Source organism: Antarctobacter heliothermus (assembly GCF_900188425.1).
GTDB classification, from domain to species: Bacteria; Pseudomonadota; Alphaproteobacteria; order Rhodobacterales; family Rhodobacteraceae; genus Antarctobacter; species Antarctobacter heliothermus.
In genome coordinates this window covers 1-16,508 of record NZ_FZON01000042.1, presented here as the reverse complement: position 1 = coordinate 16,508, position 16,508 = coordinate 1, and the positions used below count along the sequence as shown (strand labels likewise).

General features: G+C 62.7%; 17 protein-coding genes. 8 read left to right on the top strand and 9 right to left on the bottom strand.

The features are described 5' to 3' along the window. Positions 1-459: 459 nt before the first annotated feature. Positions 460-1,026, bottom strand: a complete 567-nt coding sequence (locus CHB90_RS18205) for a TlpA family protein disulfide reductase (protein ID WP_089279277.1) — start codon at positions 1,024-1,026, stop codon at positions 460-462. A gap of 21 nt (positions 1,027-1,047) precedes the next feature. Between CHB90_RS18205 and argH the strand changes: the two genes are divergently transcribed. From argH to CHB90_RS18185, 5 genes are all read left to right on the top strand, one after another. After that, positions 1,048-2,439 (top strand): argininosuccinate lyase, encoded by a 1,392-nt coding sequence (gene argH / locus CHB90_RS18200; protein ID WP_089279276.1) that lies wholly within the window; start codon positions 1,048-1,050, stop codon positions 2,437-2,439. Next, positions 2,436-2,576, top strand: a complete 141-nt coding sequence (locus tag CHB90_RS26275; protein ID WP_141135921.1) for an argininosuccinate lyase — start codon at positions 2,436-2,438, stop codon at positions 2,574-2,576. The genes argH and CHB90_RS26275 overlap by 4 nt, the downstream gene beginning before the upstream one ends. After that, the gene (locus CHB90_RS18195) at positions 2,576-2,884 is read left to right on the top strand and encodes a DUF2834 domain-containing protein (RefSeq protein WP_089279275.1); all 309 of its coding nucleotides are present in this window, start codon (positions 2,576-2,578) and stop codon (positions 2,882-2,884) included. The genes CHB90_RS26275 and CHB90_RS18195 overlap by 1 nt, the downstream gene beginning before the upstream one ends. A gap of 134 nt (positions 2,885-3,018) precedes the next feature. Next, the gene (lysA, locus tag CHB90_RS18190) at positions 3,019-4,284 is read left to right on the top strand and encodes a diaminopimelate decarboxylase (protein WP_089279274.1); all 1,266 of its coding nucleotides are present in this window, start codon (positions 3,019-3,021) and stop codon (positions 4,282-4,284) included. A 37-nt stretch (positions 4,285-4,321) separates the two neighbouring features. Beyond that, positions 4,322-6,865 carry a DUF4175 domain-containing protein gene (locus CHB90_RS18185; RefSeq protein ID WP_245823293.1) on the top strand — a complete coding sequence of 848 codons (2,544 nt, stop codon included), beginning with the start codon at positions 4,322-4,324 and terminating at the stop codon, positions 6,863-6,865. A 114-nt stretch (positions 6,866-6,979) separates the two neighbouring features. On the opposite strand, the gene arfB is transcribed toward CHB90_RS18185, so the two are convergent. The 6 genes from arfB to CHB90_RS18155 all read right to left on the bottom strand — a co-directional run bounded on the left by arfB (position 6,980) and on the right by CHB90_RS18155 (position 12,266). Continuing rightward, positions 6,980-7,399: an alternative ribosome rescue aminoacyl-tRNA hydrolase ArfB gene (gene arfB / locus CHB90_RS18180; protein WP_089279307.1), complete on the bottom strand. Its 420-nt coding sequence runs from the start codon at positions 7,397-7,399 to the stop codon at positions 6,980-6,982. A gap of 252 nt (positions 7,400-7,651) precedes the next feature. After that, positions 7,652-8,293 carry a queuosine precursor transporter gene (locus tag CHB90_RS18175; protein WP_089279273.1) on the bottom strand — a complete coding sequence of 214 codons (642 nt, stop codon included), beginning with the start codon at positions 8,291-8,293 and terminating at the stop codon, positions 7,652-7,654. A 100-nt stretch (positions 8,294-8,393) separates the two neighbouring features. After that, complete coding sequence (locus tag CHB90_RS18170; RefSeq protein ID WP_245823292.1) at positions 8,394-9,293, bottom strand: esterase-like activity of phytase family protein; 900 nt, start codon at positions 9,291-9,293, stop codon at positions 8,394-8,396. Between the two features lie 7 nt (positions 9,294-9,300). Next, on the bottom strand, positions 9,301-10,218 hold the full coding sequence (gene mepA / locus CHB90_RS18165) for a penicillin-insensitive murein endopeptidase (protein WP_089279272.1): 918 nt from the start codon (positions 10,216-10,218) through the stop codon (positions 9,301-9,303). Next, the gene (locus CHB90_RS18160; protein ID WP_089279271.1) at positions 10,215-11,585 is read right to left on the bottom strand and encodes an MFS transporter; all 1,371 of its coding nucleotides are present in this window, start codon (positions 11,583-11,585) and stop codon (positions 10,215-10,217) included. The genes mepA and CHB90_RS18160 overlap by 4 nt, the downstream gene beginning before the upstream one ends. 99 nt (positions 11,586-11,684) lie before the next feature. Continuing rightward, positions 11,685-12,266 carry an acyl-CoA thioesterase gene (locus tag CHB90_RS18155; protein WP_089279270.1) on the bottom strand — a complete coding sequence of 194 codons (582 nt, stop codon included), beginning with the start codon at positions 12,264-12,266 and terminating at the stop codon, positions 11,685-11,687. A gap of 133 nt (positions 12,267-12,399) precedes the next feature. Here CHB90_RS18155 and CHB90_RS18150 point away from each other — a divergent pair, with 133 nt between their 5' ends. Continuing rightward, complete coding sequence (locus tag CHB90_RS18150) at positions 12,400-12,693, top strand: YggT family protein (protein WP_089279269.1); 294 nt, start codon at positions 12,400-12,402, stop codon at positions 12,691-12,693. 207 nt (positions 12,694-12,900) lie between these two features. Beyond that, complete coding sequence (gene recQ / locus CHB90_RS18145) at positions 12,901-14,958, top strand: DNA helicase RecQ (protein ID WP_089279268.1); 2,058 nt, start codon at positions 12,901-12,903, stop codon at positions 14,956-14,958. A 71-nt stretch (positions 14,959-15,029) separates the two neighbouring features. On the opposite strand, the gene CHB90_RS18140 is transcribed toward recQ, so the two are convergent. Further along, positions 15,030-15,281 (bottom strand): hypothetical protein, encoded by a 252-nt coding sequence (locus tag CHB90_RS18140; RefSeq protein WP_089279267.1) that lies wholly within the window; start codon positions 15,279-15,281, stop codon positions 15,030-15,032. Between the two features lie 176 nt (positions 15,282-15,457). Here CHB90_RS18140 and yaaA point away from each other — a divergent pair, with 176 nt between their 5' ends. Then, positions 15,458-16,258, top strand: a complete 801-nt coding sequence (yaaA, locus tag CHB90_RS18135) for a peroxide stress protein YaaA (protein ID WP_089279266.1) — start codon at positions 15,458-15,460, stop codon at positions 16,256-16,258. Here the strand turns inward: yaaA and CHB90_RS18130 are convergent. Next, on the bottom strand, positions 16,216-16,508 hold a 293-nt coding region (locus CHB90_RS18130; RefSeq protein WP_141135827.1), incomplete at its 5' end, for a transposase. The genes yaaA and CHB90_RS18130 overlap by 43 nt on opposite strands.

Genomic DNA, 16,508 nt, shown 5'->3' with positions numbered 1-16,508 from the left:
TCGGTTCGCAAAGCCTGTGAAATGCGTCCTGATTCGAGCGGAACAGGCACGAGGCCCGATGAAATGAGGCGCAAAAGCCGCAAGTTTCGGAAACAGCCTTGGCATGCAGGGCACACTGTCGCCTCAAATGGGGCTTCTTGGCCGAAGTTGGGCGAAAACTATTGAGCTCCGCCCCGCTTTTGCCCAAGTTCGGACTTGTCGGTGGGGGCCGATGAACTGGAGCTAAGAAAACGTGATCACAACCTTGACCATCTTTTGCCTGCTGACCTTGGTGGCCGTAACGTCGCAATCTCGGTCGCGCCAAGAGGTGGCAGTGCAGCGGGTACCAGTGCATCACACAGCCCGGTTCGGCCAGAGGCGCTAAACGCCCGGCCAACCAGAATTACTCTCTCTCTCTCTCTCCAAAACCCCGTCCGGACCTCCGGGCGGGGTTTTCTCTTTGGCCTTGCGTCCTTGCGATCAGGCGTCGCCGTCAACGTCCATCAAGGCGTCCAGAACGGCGCGTGTGTCATCCGACGACCAATCCGCATCACCAGTCAACCGCCCGACCTCTTGCCCCGCGGGGTTCAGGATCAGTGTCACGGGCAAGCCCAAGACGCCCATTTGCCGCGCCAGCATTGACTTGGGGTCGCGGTGCAGTGGCAGATTGTCGACGCCGATCTCGTCAAAAAAGGCTTTCATCTTGGGCGGCGGATTGCGCGAGGTGGCAATGGTCAGAACCTCGAAGTCCTCACCGCCCAGTTCCCTTTGCAGGTCGGCGAGCATCGGCATTTCCTTGCGGCACGGTGCGCACCATGTCGCCCAGAAATTCAGAACCACCCATTTGCCCTGCCATTCCGACAGGTTCAGCGGCGCGCCCTCAAAGGTCATGAAATCCGCGGTGCCGACGGCTTTGGGTTCGGCGTGAAAGACCATCTTGCGCATGTCGCCCGTGGCCGCGGCCTTTGCGGCCGCGACGTCGGCGGCGACCGGATTTGCAAGCATCAATGCGGCAGTATAGAGAGCCGCAAGCGTGAGACGTTTCATATGACCTCCGAAGGACACCCAATGTCTGACAAGACCTCGAACCAGATGTGGGGCGGCCGCTTTGCCGCCGGGCCCGATGCCATCATGGAGGCAATTAATGCCTCGATCGGCTACGACAAGCGGTTGGCGCCCCAGGATGTGGCCGGGTCTCGTGCCCATGCCGCCATGCTGGCGGCCACGAACATCATCACTGATAGCGATGCCGAAGCGATCAGGGAAGGTTTGCTCACGGTCTTGTCAGAGATCGACAGCGGAACCTTCGAGTTTTCGACCGCGCTGGAAGACATCCACATGAATGTGGAGGCGCGGCTGAAAGAGGTGATCGGCGAACCGGCAGGGAGGTTGCACACCGGACGGTCGCGGAATGATCAGGTGGCGACGGATTTTCGCCTGTGGGTGCGCGATCAGCTGGACGCCGCCGAGGGCGGGCTGACCGCGCTGATGCAGGCGCTGCTGGGACAGGCAGAGGCAGGCGCCGATTGGGTCATGCCGGGATTTACCCATCTGCAAACGGCGCAGCCGGTGACATGGGGCCATCACATGATGGCCTATGTCGAGATGTTCGGGCGTGATCTGTCCCGCGTCCGCGACGCACGCAAACGGGTGAACGAATCGCCACTTGGTGCTGCCGCGCTCGCGGGCACTGGCTTTCCCATAGATCGCCACATGACAGCAGAGGCGCTGGGCTTTGACCAGCCGATGGGCAACTCGCTGGATGCCGTCAGCGCCCGCGATTTCGCGCTGGAATTCCTGTCGGTCGCCAGCATCAGCGCCATGCACCTCAGCCGCTTTGCCGAAGAGCTGGTGATCTGGTCCTCGGCCCAGTTCCGCTTTGTGACTCTGTCGGATCGCTTTTCGACCGGGTCCAGCATCATGCCGCAAAAGAAAAACCCCGACGCCGCGGAGTTGATCCGGGCCAAGATCGGGCGCATTTTCGGTGCCAATGTCGCGCTGATGATGGTGATGAAAGGGTTGCCGCTGGCCTATTCCAAGGACATGCAGGAAGACAAGGAACAGGTCTTCGACGCCGCCGACAACTGGATGCTGGCACTGGCCGCGATGGAGGGCATGGTGCGCGATATGTCCGCCAACGTGGCCAACCTCGAAGGCGCGGCCGCAACAGGGTTTTCCACCGCAACAGACCTTGCCGATTGGCTGGTGCGTGAAACCGGCCTGCCGTTCCGCGATGCCCACCACGTCACCGGCACGCTGGTGGCCAAGGCCGAGGCCAGAGGATGCGACCTGCCCGACCTGACACTGGAAGATATGCAGGAAGTGCATGGGAATATTGACGCCTCGGTCTATGATGTGCTGGGCGTACACAACTCTGTCCGCTCAAGGATGAGCTATGGCGGCACAGCGCCGCAACGTGTGCGCGAACAGATCGCAACCTGGAAAGGGCGCTTGGCATGAGAACTCTGGCACTGCTCGGACTGCTTGCACTGGCCGCCTGCGGCGCAGATGGCGAACCCGAAACACCCGAAGGACCGTCGAGCCCGGGCGTGAGCGTTACCGTGACCGGCAAGGCCGAGGTCGGGATCAAGGGCTGATGTTACGATGGCTCTGGCTGGCGCTGGCGCTGTGGGGGGCGGTTCACCCGATGTACTATTTCCTGACCTTCTTGTCCGGGAATGGCTGGAGCCTGAGCACGCTCATAGACGCTTGGTATGTCAATGACAGTACGCGCGGTCTGACATGGGATCTGACCATCGCGGCAATTGTGCTGACGATCTGGGTGCTGACTGAGGTTGCAGTGCGCCGCAACTGGCTGGCTCTGCTCGCGATCCCGGCCACCTTTTGCATCGGGGTCAGTTGCGGGTTGCCGCTGTATCTATGGTTCCGGACGCGGCGCATCTGAACGACGGTGGGGTGAACCCCGCCCGACGCCGGCGCACCGCTGCGCTTCTTCTTTGCCCAAATACTCCGGGGGTGAATTGGCCGCAGGCCAAGAGGGGGCTGGCCCCCTTGCGCGCTCTCGGCTAAAGCGCGGACATGGATCATTTCATCTATCAAGACGGGCAACTCTTTGCCGAAGATGTCCCGGTGGCCGAAATCGCGGCCGCTGTCGGCACGCCGTTCTACGTCTATTCAACGGCCACGCTGGTCCGACATTTCCGCCTGTTCGATGAGGCACTGGCCTGGGGCCCGCACCTTGTCTGTTACGCGATGAAAGCGGCGTCGAACCAGGCGATCCTGAAAACCCTCGCAGCAGAGGGTGCAGGAATGGACGTTGTGTCAGGCGGTGAATACGCCCGCGCCAAGGCGGCAGGCGTTCCCGGTGACCGCATCGTCTTTTCCGGCGTTGGCAAGACACGGGATGAGATCCGCATGGTGCTCGAAGGCGGCATCCGTCAGCTCAACGTCGAGAGTGAGCCAGAGATGCGCGCCATTTCTGAGGTGGCTTCCTCCATGGGGCTCACAGCACCGATCACCGTGCGGGTGAACCCGGACGTGGACGCCAAAACCCATGCCAAGATCGCCACAGGCAAGTCCGAAAACAAGTTCGGCATCCCGATCGCCCGCGCCGGCGAGGTCTATGCAGAGGCGGCGGCCCTGCCGGGGCTGAAGGTCATCGGTATTGACGTGCACATCGGGTCGCAGCTGACACAGCTGGAACCGTTTGAGCAGGCTTACAAAAAGGTCGCCGACCTGACGGAGGCGCTGCGCGCTGACGGGCACGACATCTCGCGGCTGGATCTGGGCGGCGGTCTGGGCATTCCCTATGCCCGTTCAAATGAGGCGCCACCGCTGCCAATGGACTACGGCGCGCTGGTCCAGCGCACCGTCGGCCATCTGGGCTGCGAGATCGAGATTGAGCCGGGCCGCCTGATTGTCGGCAATGCCGGGCTGCTGGTGAGCGATATCATTTACGTCAAAAATGGCGAGGGCCGCGACTTTCTGATTCTCGACGCGGCGATGAATGACCTGATCCGACCGGCCATGTATGAGGCGCATCACGAAATTGTGCCCGTCAAAGAGGCAACCGCCGGGGCAGAGCTGACACCATACGATATCGTCGGGCCGGTTTGCGAAAGTGGCGACACTTTTGCCAAGGGCCGCCTTATGCCGCCCTTGCAAACCGGTGATCTGGTCGCTTTCCGCTCTGCCGGGGCGTATGGCGCGGTGATGGCCAGCGAGTACAACACCCGCCCGCTGATCCCCGAAGTGCTGGTCCATGGTGATCAATTCGCGGTTATCCGCGCACGGCCGACCTTTGACGAGATCATAAATCGCGATACCATCCCGGAATGGCTGTGAGGCATCCTCCTCGCAGTCCCTGATTGCGAGGAGCGATATGCCCCCCACCCGCGACCCCTCAACCGATATCTTCCGCATCCTGCGCTGGCCGCTGGCGCTGACCCGGCTCGGCATGGCCGCCGAACGGTTGGCGCGCGCCTTCTGGCCGCTGTGGTCCATCGTGATCTTCGCGCTGGCCCTGCTGATGCTGGGCGTACAGGACGAGGTTGCGGTGGAATGGGTCTGGGCGGCTGGCGCCGTTCTGGGCGCAGGGGCGCTGTGGGCGATCTGGTACGGGGCGCGGCGGTTCCGCTGGCCGTCCCGCGCGGCGGCGGTGCTACGCCTTGACGCTACGCTGCGGGGCAACCCCATTCAGGCATCGTTGGACACGCAGGCGATTGGTGGTGGCGATGCTGCCTCCACCGCTGTCTGGCGCGCGCACCAGACGCGGATGCGCAGCCGTCTGGCCGAGGCGCGCGCGGTAGAGCCGGACCTGCGCGTCTCACGCAACGATCCGCTGGCCCTGCGCTACGTTGCACTTTTGACACTGTCTGTTGCGATCCTGTTCGGCTCTTTGGTGCGGGTACAATCGGTGACCGGCATGGGGGCGGGTGGCCCCGATCTGGCGCAGGGCCCGGCGTGGGAGGGATGGATGCAGCCGCCCGCCTATACGCGGCTGCCGTCGGTTTACCTGAATGACATCACCGCCGCGTCGATCGAAGCGCCCGAAGGCGCCGAGATCACACTGCGCATGTACGGCGAAGTGGGCGCGCTAACCATCCGCGAAAACGTGTCGGGCCGCGATTTGACGCCAGACGCAGCACAAGACACGGCGCAGGACTTTGCCGTGCTTCGGTCGGGGGAACTGGCAGTCGATGGGCCGGGGGGACGCCTGTGGCAGATTGCGATGATCCCCGACGCCGCCCCGACGGTGAAACGCGACGGCGAGATCGAGGTCAGCTATGAGGGTGAGGCACAGATCCCCTACACCGCGACGGACGACCACGGCGTAGTGACAGGCGCGGCGCGGTTTGTGCTGGATCTGGACGCCGTCGACCGCCGCTATGGCCGCACCATCGCGCCGGAACAGCGCAAGATGATCGAGGTGCCGCTGTCGATGCCGGTTTCGGGCAATCGGGCGGATTTTGCCAATGCGCTGGTCGGGAACTTTTCGTTGCACCCTTGGGCCAACTTGCCGGTCAAGCTGACACTGGAGGTTGAGGATGGGCGTGGCCAGAAGGGCCTTTCGGAACCCGAGGCGCTGACCCTGCCGGGGCGGCGCTTTTTCGATCCGGTTGCGGCGGCATTGATCGAACAGCGCCAGTCGCTGCTGTGGAACCGCGAAAACGCGGCGATGATCGTGCAGATCTTCAAGGCGATCCTGAATGAACCGGAGGATCTGTTCCGCAAGGACGTCGAGCAGTTGCGCCTTCGCACGCTGACCACACGGTTGGAACTATTGGCGACTTACGGGGCAATCACGGACGAAAAGCAGGGCGCCTTGGCGCAGGCGATGTGGGATCTTGCCCTGTCGATGGAAGAGGGTGATTTGCAGGATGCGCTTGAACGGCTGCAACGGGCGCGTGAGCGGCTGGAAGAGGCGATGAAGAATGGGGCCTCCGACCAGGAAATCGCCGAACTGATGCAGGAGTTGCGTGAGGCAACCGATGACTACATGCGCCAGTTGAGCCGCCAGCAAGCGCAGGACAACCCCGAGGGTCAGCAGATGGACCCGCAAAACATGATCCAGATGTCTCAGGATGACATCCAGCGGATGATGGACAAGATTCAGGAGCTGATGGAGCAGGGCCGCATGGCCGAGGCGCAAGAAGCCATGCGCCAGTTGCAAGAGATGCTGGACAATATGCAGATGACCCAAGGCCCTGGCGGCGGTGGGCAATCGCCGGGTGAACAGGCGATGGAAGGCCTGGCCGACACCCTGCGGGAGCAGCAGGAACTGTCGGACGAGTCGTTCCGTGATCTCAACGATGGCCAGCGCGGTCAGGGGGATCGGCAGCCCGGACAGGGCCAGCCCGGACCACAAGACCGCCAACCCGGACAGGGAGAAGGTGGCCGCGATCCGGGTCAGGGGGACGGCGGCGATCTGGCGGGCGATCTTGCAGAACGGCAACGCGCCTTGCGCGATGAGTTGAACCGCCAGCGACAGGCTCTGCCGGGCCAAGGCACCGAGGCCGGTGAACGGGCCGCCGAGGCGTTGGAACGGGCGGACGGGGCCATGGACGGGGCCGAGCGCGCCTTGCGCGACGGCGATCTGGCCGAGGCGATCGACCGGCAGTCGAGTGCCATGGAGGCGCTTCGTGAGGGGATGCGCAACCTTGGTGAGGCACTGGCTGAACAGCAGCAACAGCGCACGGGCGAGCAGGGATTTGCACAAGGCGGCGACCCGGCGCAACAACGCGATCCTTTGGGCCGCAACTCTGGCAATACTGGCCGGGTCGGCACCGACGAGGGGCTGTTGCAGGGGCAGGATGTCTATCGCCGTGCCGAGGAACTGCTGGGCGAATTGCGCAAACGGTCGGGGGAACTGGACCGACCCGAGGAAGAGCGCAACTATCTGGATCGACTGCTGGAGCGGTTCTGAGAGGCGGAACCAATAGAGCGCTGACGCGCGCTGGTTTTCTCGGGGCCGGCCTTTGGCCGGTCCCTCGGGGGCCTCCGGCGGGAGTATTTTTACAAAAGAGAAGCTAGGGGCGCGTCAGTCGGGATCGACCTTGCCGCGTGTTGCCTTGACCGCGCCGCGTTGTTTCTTGGCATCGAGGCGGCGGCGTTTGGACCCCAAGGTGGGTTTGGTCGGAATCCGGCGTTTGGGTTTTTCGGTGGCTTTCTGCACCAGTTCCACAAGGCGCTGGCGTGCGATTTCGCGGTTGCGGGCCTGACTGCGGGTATCTTCGACCTGAATGACCAGCGCGCCTTCCTTGGTCCAGCGGCGACCGGCCAGCTTACGAAGGCGGGTTTTGACGGCGGGGGGCAGGTTTGGTGAGCGCTCTGCCTCGAACCGCAATTCGACGGCGGTGGACACCTTGTTCACGTTTTGCCCGCCAGGGCCAGAGGAGCGGATGAACTGTTCGGTCAGTTCCCAGTCCTCAATGGTGATATGATCGGTGACATGCAGCATGGGGATAACGTAGGGCAAAAGAAAAAGGGCCGCCAGATCAGCGGCCCTTCGAGAATACGGAGGCGGGACCGGTTAGGCACTGCCAATTCGGGGGATTTAGACCCCAGGGGCTGCCCTAGAGCGCATCCTCCCGAACTGTTCCGACACCTCTCTCCAATGCTTCTCTCGACACTGGATCACCTCCTTTCAGCTGTTGAAAACGCAAGATGATGGTGCCACGGGGATCGCGAACCACAAAGGTTTTTTTGCGTATCAAGCCGATTTCTGCTGTGGGCGTGCCTTTGAAACGATCATTCGGAAGGGAATAAGGGCGACAAGGGCGAGGCTGAGTTTCACCATCCAGTCCGCCACGGCGAGCGACATCCACAGCGGCGCGTCGGGTCCGACGTTGAGGAAGGGCAGCACCTCGTTGGCCCAGCTGACGTCATTTGCAGGCTCAATCCATGTCAGGCCAGACGAAAAGGCGATGGTGAAGAACAGCGCTGTGTCCAGCGTTGAGCCGACCAGTGTCGAGGCCAGCGGCGCGCGCCACCAAGTGCCTTGCCGCAGCCGGTCAAAGATCGCCACGTCCATCAGTTGTGCGGTCAGGAACGCCAGACCAGAGCCGATAGCGATCCTCAGCGTGACCGCCGGATAGGTGAACCCGTCGCCTTGCAGCATGATTTGGGTGCCGATCAGCGAGCAGATGACGCCGACGACAAAGCCGGCAAAGACCACCTGCCGCGCCGGGCCGGGGCCGTAGAGGCGGTTCATCAGGTCGGTGACCAGGAAGGCCAGCGGGTAGGTGAACGCCCCCCATGTCAGCCATTGGCCAAACAGAAACTGGACGAGGATGTTGGACGCCAGAACGATGGCGGCCATGGCAAGGATGCCGGGAAGATGTGCGCGTGTCATGATGTGACCCGTTTTTGACAAGGTTGCGGGGACTTGATCCGGCTTTTCCGGATTGGGCGCTGTTAAAGGGCGCGTGGTGCCGCGTCAAGCGATCTGCGGGTTAGTCTGTCACGCGGTATTCGACAAACTCGCTGCGCTGGAAGCCCTGAAAGTTGTCATCCGACACCATGGTCAGACGGATCGCACCCGTTTCGTCGCGCCAGACAGCGAGACCTTCAAGGTTGCCGTGTTTGTGGGCTGGCGTTTCCAGCAGGGTTTCTTCGGAGAGGACGCGGTCCTCTCCGAAGGAAAACCGTCGTACCCGGGACCGGAACGCCAGGCCGGTGAATTCCCGTTCCAGCAGGTAGAACAGCCCGTCAGGACCGAAATCCGCGCCCACGGGCAGAAACCCGCCTTGGCGCGGTATCGAATAGACCTGCTGCCAGCGCCCGCTGTCAAAGCGCCACACGGGAAAGGGACGGATCAACTGGCCAGACCGTTCGGGCAGGGTGTACAGGCGTCCTTGAGTGTCGATAGCCAGCGCCTCAAGACCGCCGTTGCCCTCAAAACCCAAAAAGGCGCGTGGGCTGTTCAGCGTCTGTGGTCGGCCCGGGCCGTCGTAAGACCAGACGCGGTGATGGCCTTCGAAAGAGATGAACATCTGTCCGTCGCGGCCGATGGCAAGCCCTTCGGAATCCGCTTTTGACCCGGTGAGGGGCGCGCCGGCGCGGTCCCGCAGGCGGCGCGGCGCGTCTTGTTCGATGCGCGTCAAGCGGGGGCCTTCGCGGACCAGCTGTCCCTCGATCAGACTTGCCCGGTCGGACAGGGCGACAAACCGGCGGCCATCGTCGCTCAGCTCCAGTCCCGAAAAACCACCAATGTCGTGCGCCTGTGCAGGCCAGTCGAGGCGGCCGAGGAATTCCACCTTGTCGCCCGATTGCGCGACGCATCCTGCCAGAGACAACAGAACAGCGCCCACGCCAAGAACTGTCCGCAGGTGGCGGTGCAAGGACGATGTCACGCGATGATCAGTTCGCGGACAGAACGTCGGCGCATTGGCGTGGCAGATCGCCCAGCGTCAATTCCCGCTTTGGCGGCGAGGGTTTGGCGTTGGGGTCAGGCGGCGGCGGATTCAGGATGCGGGCGACCCAGCCCTCGGCCTCTTTGCAGCCGTCACCGGGTGGCGGGGCGGCCTGATCGACGCAGCCGGTTGCCCCTTTGGGACAGCTGAGCCGGACGTGAAAGTGGTAGTGGTGCCCCCACCATGGCCGCACCTTGCGCAGCCATGATTTGTCACCCTTTTCATCGTTGCACATCTGCACCTTGGCGCCGGGAAAGATAAAGATCCGCGCCACACGGGGGTCGCTGGCGGCGGCCTTGAGGATTTCGTGGTGCTGTTTGGTCCATTTGTCGTTGGTATAGGCGCCTGACGCGCGACGCATCGAGATCGAAGAGATGTTTTCGCGCGCCTTGACCGATAGATTCAGGTTGTCGGCGGGCAGCAGCCAGATATCGGCATCCAGCCCGATTTGATGACTGGCGTGGCCGGTCAGCATCGGGCCGCCGCGCGGTTGGCTGAAATCACCCAGGTACAGCCCGTTCCAGCCGGGTTGCGCTGCAGCCTTGCGGCTGAGGTCTTGCACATAGTCGATCAGTTCGGGGTGGCCCCAGTTGCGGTTGCGCGACAGGCGCATGGCCTGCCATGTCGGGCCGGTTTCTGGCAGTTGCATCCCCCCGGCGAGGCATCCCTTGGCATATCCGCCAAGCGGGGCCGCGGACTGGTCCGACCCCTGCGCCTTGGCGCCGAACAGTTGTTTGGCCTGTTTGGACGACAGCACTGGGTCGAGCGGGCGCAGCGCCGTGCGCTCGCCAGAAATGTCGCGTCCCCCGCCGCCACAGGCGGCCAAGGCGAGGACAAGGGAAATGGCAGTCACAAATCGGATCATTCGGGTCTTTCTCCCTCGGGATTGACCCAGACTAGCAGAATGAGGCCCAACAGGAAAAGCCCGATGACGGGGAGAAAGCCCAACTGGTTGGATTGGGTGGTATAGGTAAAGACGGTGATCATTGCCGGGGCGAGAAAGGCGGTGGCCTTGCCCGCCAGCGCAAACAGGCCGAACCCCTCTGCCGGGCGCAGCGGATCGCAGTGACGTACCATCATCGACCGCGACGCGGAGTAGAGCGCGCCACCAGCGCCGCCAATGGCCGCGCCACAGATGTAAAAGATCACGTCTGGCACGGCAGAGCCTTCGGCCAAGGGTATGCCAAACAGGTTTTCGCGGGACATGCCGACGATGATCGTGCTGACCAGGATCAGGATCCAGATGCACAGGCGGATCACCGTCTTGGGGCCAAACCGTTGATCGGCCAAGCCACCAGCCCAAGACAGAACGGCGGCGGCGATGGCCGCGACGATGCCGAAAACACCGACCTGGATCACCTTCCAGTCCAGCACAAGAGTCGCATAGATGCCGCCATAGGCATAAAGCGCGGTCAGGGCGTCGCGATAGAACAGCGAGGACAGCAGAAAGCTGCGGCAGGATTTGCGGTGCCAGACGTTGCCGACGTACCCACGCAAGTCCGACAGCACCCGACGGACGCTTTCAGGGGTCTTGCGCTCTAGCGGATCGTCCCGGTTCCACATGAAAAACGGGATCAGGAAAAGGGCAAACCACAATCCGATGAACGGCCCGACAAAGCGGGTGCCTTCGCGTGCCTCGGGGTCGAGGCCAAAGGCCGGGGAAAGGCCGATCAGCGTCTTGCCAGTCTCATTCTCGGCAAAGAACAGCAGCATCAGGAACAGCGACAGCACCCCGCCCCAATAGCCAAAGGCCGTGGCGGTGCCAGAGATGCGGCCCACCTCTGTCGGGGTGCCAAGGCTGGGCAGAATCGCGTTGTTGAGGTTAAAGGCGGATTCGCTGGCCACAAAGCCCAGCCAGAACAGCGCCAGCACAAAGTACAGCCCGGTGCCGTCCGGTTGCAGCATCCACAGCGAACAGGCCGCTGCAATGGCGACCCCGGTGAACAGCCAGAACCACGGTCGTTTGCGCCCGGTGGCATCGGCCCAAGCGCCGAGCAGCGGCGCGGAAAAGGCGATGGCAAGTCCAGCAACGGTCTGGGCAGAGGACCACAGGCTTTGCGCGCCGGCCTTGGCGGCGTCACTTCCGGCGCCCTGCGCCAGAAAATAGTCGGCGGCGACGGCGGCGAAATAGGGGCCAAAGATAAAGGTCAGGCCAAGGGTGGCATAGGGCTGTTGCGCCCAGTCAAAGAACATCCATCCCCAGATGCGTTGTCTTTTTGTTGGTTGTGCCATGGCTGCCCCCTGCCCGTTGCGGCGATAGAACCTGTCGCGGCATGGCGTGGCAAGGGGGCTTGCGCAAGGGAAACCTGTGCGCGGAACAGAGGTTTACGCCTAGGCGGCGTCCTCGGCCCGGCTGGCGGCGATCGTGTCGGGCGGATTTTGGGTCTGCGGCGGCCAGGGGCGGGCGTCTTCTGCCTCGATCCACTTGAGCACCCAGTTCGGCAGCGGCGGGCTGTCGACCGGGACCCCAAGGGCAGCAGCCGACCGATCCGTTGACACGATGCCCTGGGCGTCCGTCAGGGCGGTCCGATAGACCGCGTGGCTGGCACAGTCTCCGTTCGATTTCCACATCGACTGGTCGATGTAGATGAACCGCTTGTCCCAGCCCAGTACACGAGAGTGGATCTGCACCTTGTCGAACATGCGCACGCGGCGGCGATACCGAACAACCGACCCTGCGACAGTCAGGCCCCAACGTTTGCTTTTGAGGGTGTCAATCAACCCGATCCGGTAGGCCAGAGGGATGCGGCCCAGATCGTAGATCGTCAGCGTGCGCCCGTTGTTCAGTTCCATCCACATGTCAAGATCCCAGGGCATGCACAGGTGGGTGGTGACCTGAGTGTCAAACAGGCCGATGCGCGTGGCGCGGCGGGCAAGAAAGCTTTGCCAGAAGAGGCGCAGAAAGGGATACATGAGACGACTCCTTTGTGGCCTTGTTGCTGCGCTGCGGCGGGCGCGTCAATCAAGACCTCGCGGCACACTTGTTCTTGGGGGCGTCTGCGCATAGGTCTGTGCCAGCAAAACGCGCGGAACAAAGGCCAATCGGATGCAGTCGCTCTTTCAAATCCTGAACATGATCCTCAGCATTGCGGTCTTTGTTATCGTCGCCCACGTGATCATGAGCTGGCTGATCAATTTCCAGATCCTCAACCTGCGGCAGCCGATCGTTGCCTCTATCTGGGAAGGGCTGAACCGGCTACTGGAGCCGGTCTATTCGCGCATCCGCAGTATCCTGCCGCCGATGGGGGGTCTGGATCTGGCGCCGTTGATCACGCTGGTCGGCATTTATGCGCTGCAGATCATCCTGCGGAACAACGCGGGCTTTTTCTACGGGTATTGATCGGGCAGGGGGCGTCATGCCCTAGGCCTGATTTCAGCATGACCCCCTCGGCCTGCGGCCTCACCCCCGGGATATTTCTGGACAGAAGAAACCGGGGCTTCGCGCGGTGTGATGGCTCATATTGCGGCTCGGAGGGGTTGATTCACCAAATCGTAGTGTGTGATTGTCCGGGCACGAGCAGATCCAGACACATCGACAGGGTTACCCATGCCGCGTGACGCCGGGACCGCCGAGGCGCTTCTCAAGGATATCTTCGGCTTTGACGCCTTTCGCCCCGGTCAGGGGGAGATCGTTGATGCGGTGGCGAGCGGTCAGAACGTGTTGGCCATCATGCCCACGGGTGGCGGCAAGTCCTTGTGTTTTCAATTGCCTGCGCTGATGCGCGGGGGCGTGACCGTGGTGATCTCACCGCTGATCGCCTTGATGCGCGACCAGGTAAGAGGGTTGCGTGAGGCTGGGGTGGCCGCAGGTGCGCTGACCTCTGGCAATACGCCCGAAGAGACGGACGCGGTCTGGGACATGCTGCATTCAGGTGAACTGAAGCTGCTGTATCTGGCGCCAGAGCGACTGGCCAATGGCGGAACACAGCGGATGCTGGCGCAGGCGGGCGTTTCCCTGATCGCGGTGGACGAGGCGCATTGCGTCAGCCAGTGGGGCCATGATTTCCGCCCGGATTATCTGCGCATCGGTGAACTGCGGCGCGCGCTGGACGTGCCACTGGCCGCCTTTACGGCCACCGCGGATGTCGAGACACGCGAGGAGATCGTCACCCGGCTGTTTGACGGCGAGGCCCCGACCACCTTTTTGCGCGGCTTTGACCGACCGAACATCCACCTTGCCTTTCAACCCAAGGACGGGCCGCGCGCCCAGATCCTGAGCTTTGCCGCGGCCCGCAAAGGGCAGTCCGGTATCGTCTATTGCGGCACCCGTGCCAAGACCGAGGGCATTGCCAAGGCACTGCGCGATGAGGGGCATTCGGCCTGTCATTATCACGGCGGGATGGAGGCGGGCGACCGCCGCCATGTCGAAGAACGCTTTGCCCGTGAGGACGGTTTGATTGTGGTGGCGACGGTGGCCTTTGGCATGGGGGTCGACAAGCCGGACATCCGTTGGGTCGCCCACGCGGATCTGCCCAAGTCGATCGAGTCCTATTATCAGGAGATCGGGCGCGGCGGGCGCGACGGAGCGCCTGCGGAAACGCTGACCCTGTATGGGCCTGAGGACATCCGCCTGCGCCGGTCGCAGATCGATGAGGGGATGGCCCCGCCGGAACGCCGTGCCGCCGATCACGGGCGGCTGAACGCGCTGTTGGGGCTGGCAGAGGCGCAGGGCTGTCGGCGCAAGGTCTTGCTGGGATATTTCGGCGAAGAGGCCGGGAACTGTGGGAACTGCGATCTGTGCGACAGTCCGCCGGAATTGTTCGACGGCACGTTGGCGGTGCGCAAGGCGCTGTCGGCGGCGTTGCGTACCGACGAAAGTTTTGGCGCCGGGCATCTGATCGACATTCTGATGGGCAAGGACACCGACAAGATCCGTCAGCGCGGTCATGACAGCCTGCCCACCTACGGAGTGGGCAAGGATTTCAGCCGGGGGCAATGGCAGGCGGTGTTCCGGCAGATGATGGGCCATGACCTGATGCGCCCGGATGCGGAACGGCACGGGGCGCTGGTGATGACGGATCGTGCCCGCCCGATCCTGCGGGGCGAACAGACGATCTCTTTGCGCAAGGACGCCGTGACAAAGGCCACTGAGCGGCGTCCGGCGGTCAGGGAACTGGTTCCGGAAGAGGACGCGCCACTGTTTTCGGCCCTGAAGGCCAAGCGCACGGCGCTAGCGCGCGAGGCGCAGGTGCCGCCCTACATGATCTTTCCAGACCGGACCCTGATCGAGATGGCAGAGCGGCGCCCGGCCTCGCTGGACGATATGATGCGGGTCAACGGCATCGGCGCGAAAAAGCTGGAGCGGTACGGCGAGGCGTTTCTGGAGGTTCTGAACGGGGCTGTCGAAGAGGTTCACCCCCGGCGGCGCAAACTGGCGGCCACGGGGGCGGGGGGAGTCTATGATGCGCTGATGGAAGCGCAGGCCAGCCTGTTGCGTGGTCAGGACGGCACGCAGAAACCGCTGTCCTGTTCGGCTTCCATGTTGGCGAAACTGGCAGATCGACCGCCGCAAAGCGAAGATGCCTTGGGTGCGCTGCTGGGCGACAAGCGCGCCGACAGGTTTGGCGCGGCCTTTTGGGGTGTCTTGCAGAACGGGTCCGGGTAGGACAGGCGATTGACGTGGAATGAGGCGGGCCACGGAATGGCGCGCCTCTGTCTTGCAAGAACGCAGGAGATTTATTTTGCAATATGTGCGTAAGGCACGCATTGCAGTACGTTGCCGCGATAGGTCAGGTATTTCTTGGGGTCTTTGCATTTCAGATAGTGGTAGTGACCCATTTCGTAGGCGGTGCCCGGCGTGAAGCAGTTCACCTTGTCGCATTTGGTGTCGTGCCCAAAAGGATTGTGGACGGTTTTCCATGCAAGCGCCGGACTGGCGGATACAGCGGCGGCAAGGGCAATCAGTTTTGCGAAAGTCATCAGTTTCATAATGGGAACTCCGATTCGAAATGGACGGTATTGACAGGATAAGCGCAAATTGAAACTGGCAAAGTCCTTCCCTTTTCCGGGCAGTATTCCCGACCTGACACAGGGTCGCGCCTGCTGGACCTTGACCCGCCGCCGGTCTAGATCAGGGACACCGAAACAAGGACAGGGGGCGCGGAATGCTTGTCGTGATTTCGCCGGCCAAGCGGCTGGACTGGCAAGAGCGGGCGGTCGAGATGACAGTGCCCGCGTTCGAGAGCGATGCGCAGCGTTTGGCGCGCACGGCGCGCAACCTGACGCTGAAGGACCTCAAGGGTTTGATGGATCTGTCGGATGACTTGGCGCGGCTCAACCGGGATCGGTTCCGTGCCTTCACCGACCAGCCCGGTCAGGAGGATCTGCGTCCTGCTGCGCTGGCTTTTGCCGGGGACACCTATATCGGGCTTGAGGCCGGGTCGCTGGAGCGTGAGGAACTGGATTGGGCGCAGGAGCACTTGCGCATCTTGTCCGGCTTGTATGGTCTGCTGCGGCCGCGCGATGGCTTTCAGGCGTACCGGCTTGAAATGGGCTCTCGCCTGAAAACGCGGCGCGGCGGCACCCTGTATGACTACTGGGGCGATCAGATCGCCAAGGCGCTGAACGCACAGGCAGAGGCCATGGGCACAGACGTTCTGGTGAATTGCGCCAGCCAGGAGTATTTTGGCGCAGTTCAGCAAAAGGCGTTGAAATTGCGGGTGATCACGCCGCAATTCATGGAGGACAAGCCAGGCGGGCCGAAGATTGTAAGCTTTTTCGCCAAGCGGGCGCGTGGGGCAATGGCGCGCTTTATCATTCAGAAACGTCTGACTGACATCGAAGGTTTGCGCGACTTCGACCTTGGCGGGGCTTTGTTGCGCAAAGTCGGTAACGTCCGGAGTTCCCCTTTCCCCGGACGCAATTATCCCACAGGCTCTGTGACGGGTATGCCGAGCGCGGTGTAGCCGTTGAGCACGGCGGCGCGGATCTGAAGTTCGGCGACCTGACGATCGAAGTCGCGCGCCATGAGGCTCTGCCCCAGCAGCTTCACGCAATGCATCTTCGTCTCGGCGCGGCTTCGTCGGTGGTATCCGCTCCATTTTCTCCAGATGGCGCGGCCAAGGTATTTCGAAGCGCGCAGCGCCTCGTTCCGAGCGATAGCCCCTGCAGTCGATGGCTTCCACGGCTTGGCATTCTTGCGCGGCGGTATGACGG

What these genes read in the sequence shown, in the direction of transcription:
- CHB90_RS18150 (WP_089279269.1), top strand. Translation starts at nt 12,400, where the DNA reads ATGCAGTCGCTCTTTCAAATCCTGAACATGATCCTCAGCATTGCGGTC.
- CHB90_RS18140 (WP_089279267.1), bottom strand. Translation starts at nt 15,281, where the DNA reads ATGAAACTGATGACTTTCGCAAAACTGATTGCCCTTGCCGCCGCTGTA.
- CHB90_RS18160 (WP_089279271.1), bottom strand. Translation starts at nt 11,585, where the DNA reads ATGGCACAACCAACAAAAAGACAACGCATCTGGGGATGGATGTTCTTT.
- CHB90_RS18175 (WP_089279273.1), bottom strand. Translation starts at nt 8,293, where the DNA reads ATGACACGCGCACATCTTCCCGGCATCCTTGCCATGGCCGCCATCGTT.
- CHB90_RS18185 (WP_245823293.1), top strand. Translation starts at nt 4,322, where the DNA reads ATGCCCCCCACCCGCGACCCCTCAACCGATATCTTCCGCATCCTGCGC.
- CHB90_RS18205 (WP_089279277.1), bottom strand. Translation starts at nt 1,026, where the DNA reads ATGAAACGTCTCACGCTTGCGGCTCTCTATACTGCCGCATTGATGCTT.
- lysA (WP_089279274.1), top strand. Translation starts at nt 3,019, where the DNA reads ATGGATCATTTCATCTATCAAGACGGGCAACTCTTTGCCGAAGATGTC.
- yaaA (WP_089279266.1), top strand. Translation starts at nt 15,458, where the DNA reads ATGCTTGTCGTGATTTCGCCGGCCAAGCGGCTGGACTGGCAAGAGCGG.
- CHB90_RS18195 (WP_089279275.1), top strand. Translation starts at nt 2,576, where the DNA reads ATGTTACGATGGCTCTGGCTGGCGCTGGCGCTGTGGGGGGCGGTTCAC.
- argH (WP_089279276.1), top strand. Translation starts at nt 1,048, where the DNA reads ATGTCTGACAAGACCTCGAACCAGATGTGGGGCGGCCGCTTTGCCGCC.
- arfB (WP_089279307.1), bottom strand. Translation starts at nt 7,399, where the DNA reads ATGCTGCATGTCACCGATCATATCACCATTGAGGACTGGGAACTGACC.
- mepA (WP_089279272.1), bottom strand. Translation starts at nt 10,218, where the DNA reads ATGATCCGATTTGTGACTGCCATTTCCCTTGTCCTCGCCTTGGCCGCC.
- CHB90_RS18155 (WP_089279270.1), bottom strand. Translation starts at nt 12,266, where the DNA reads ATGTATCCCTTTCTGCGCCTCTTCTGGCAAAGCTTTCTTGCCCGCCGC.
- recQ (WP_089279268.1), top strand. Translation starts at nt 12,901, where the DNA reads ATGCCGCGTGACGCCGGGACCGCCGAGGCGCTTCTCAAGGATATCTTC.
- CHB90_RS26275 (WP_141135921.1), top strand. Translation starts at nt 2,436, where the DNA reads ATGAGAACTCTGGCACTGCTCGGACTGCTTGCACTGGCCGCCTGCGGC.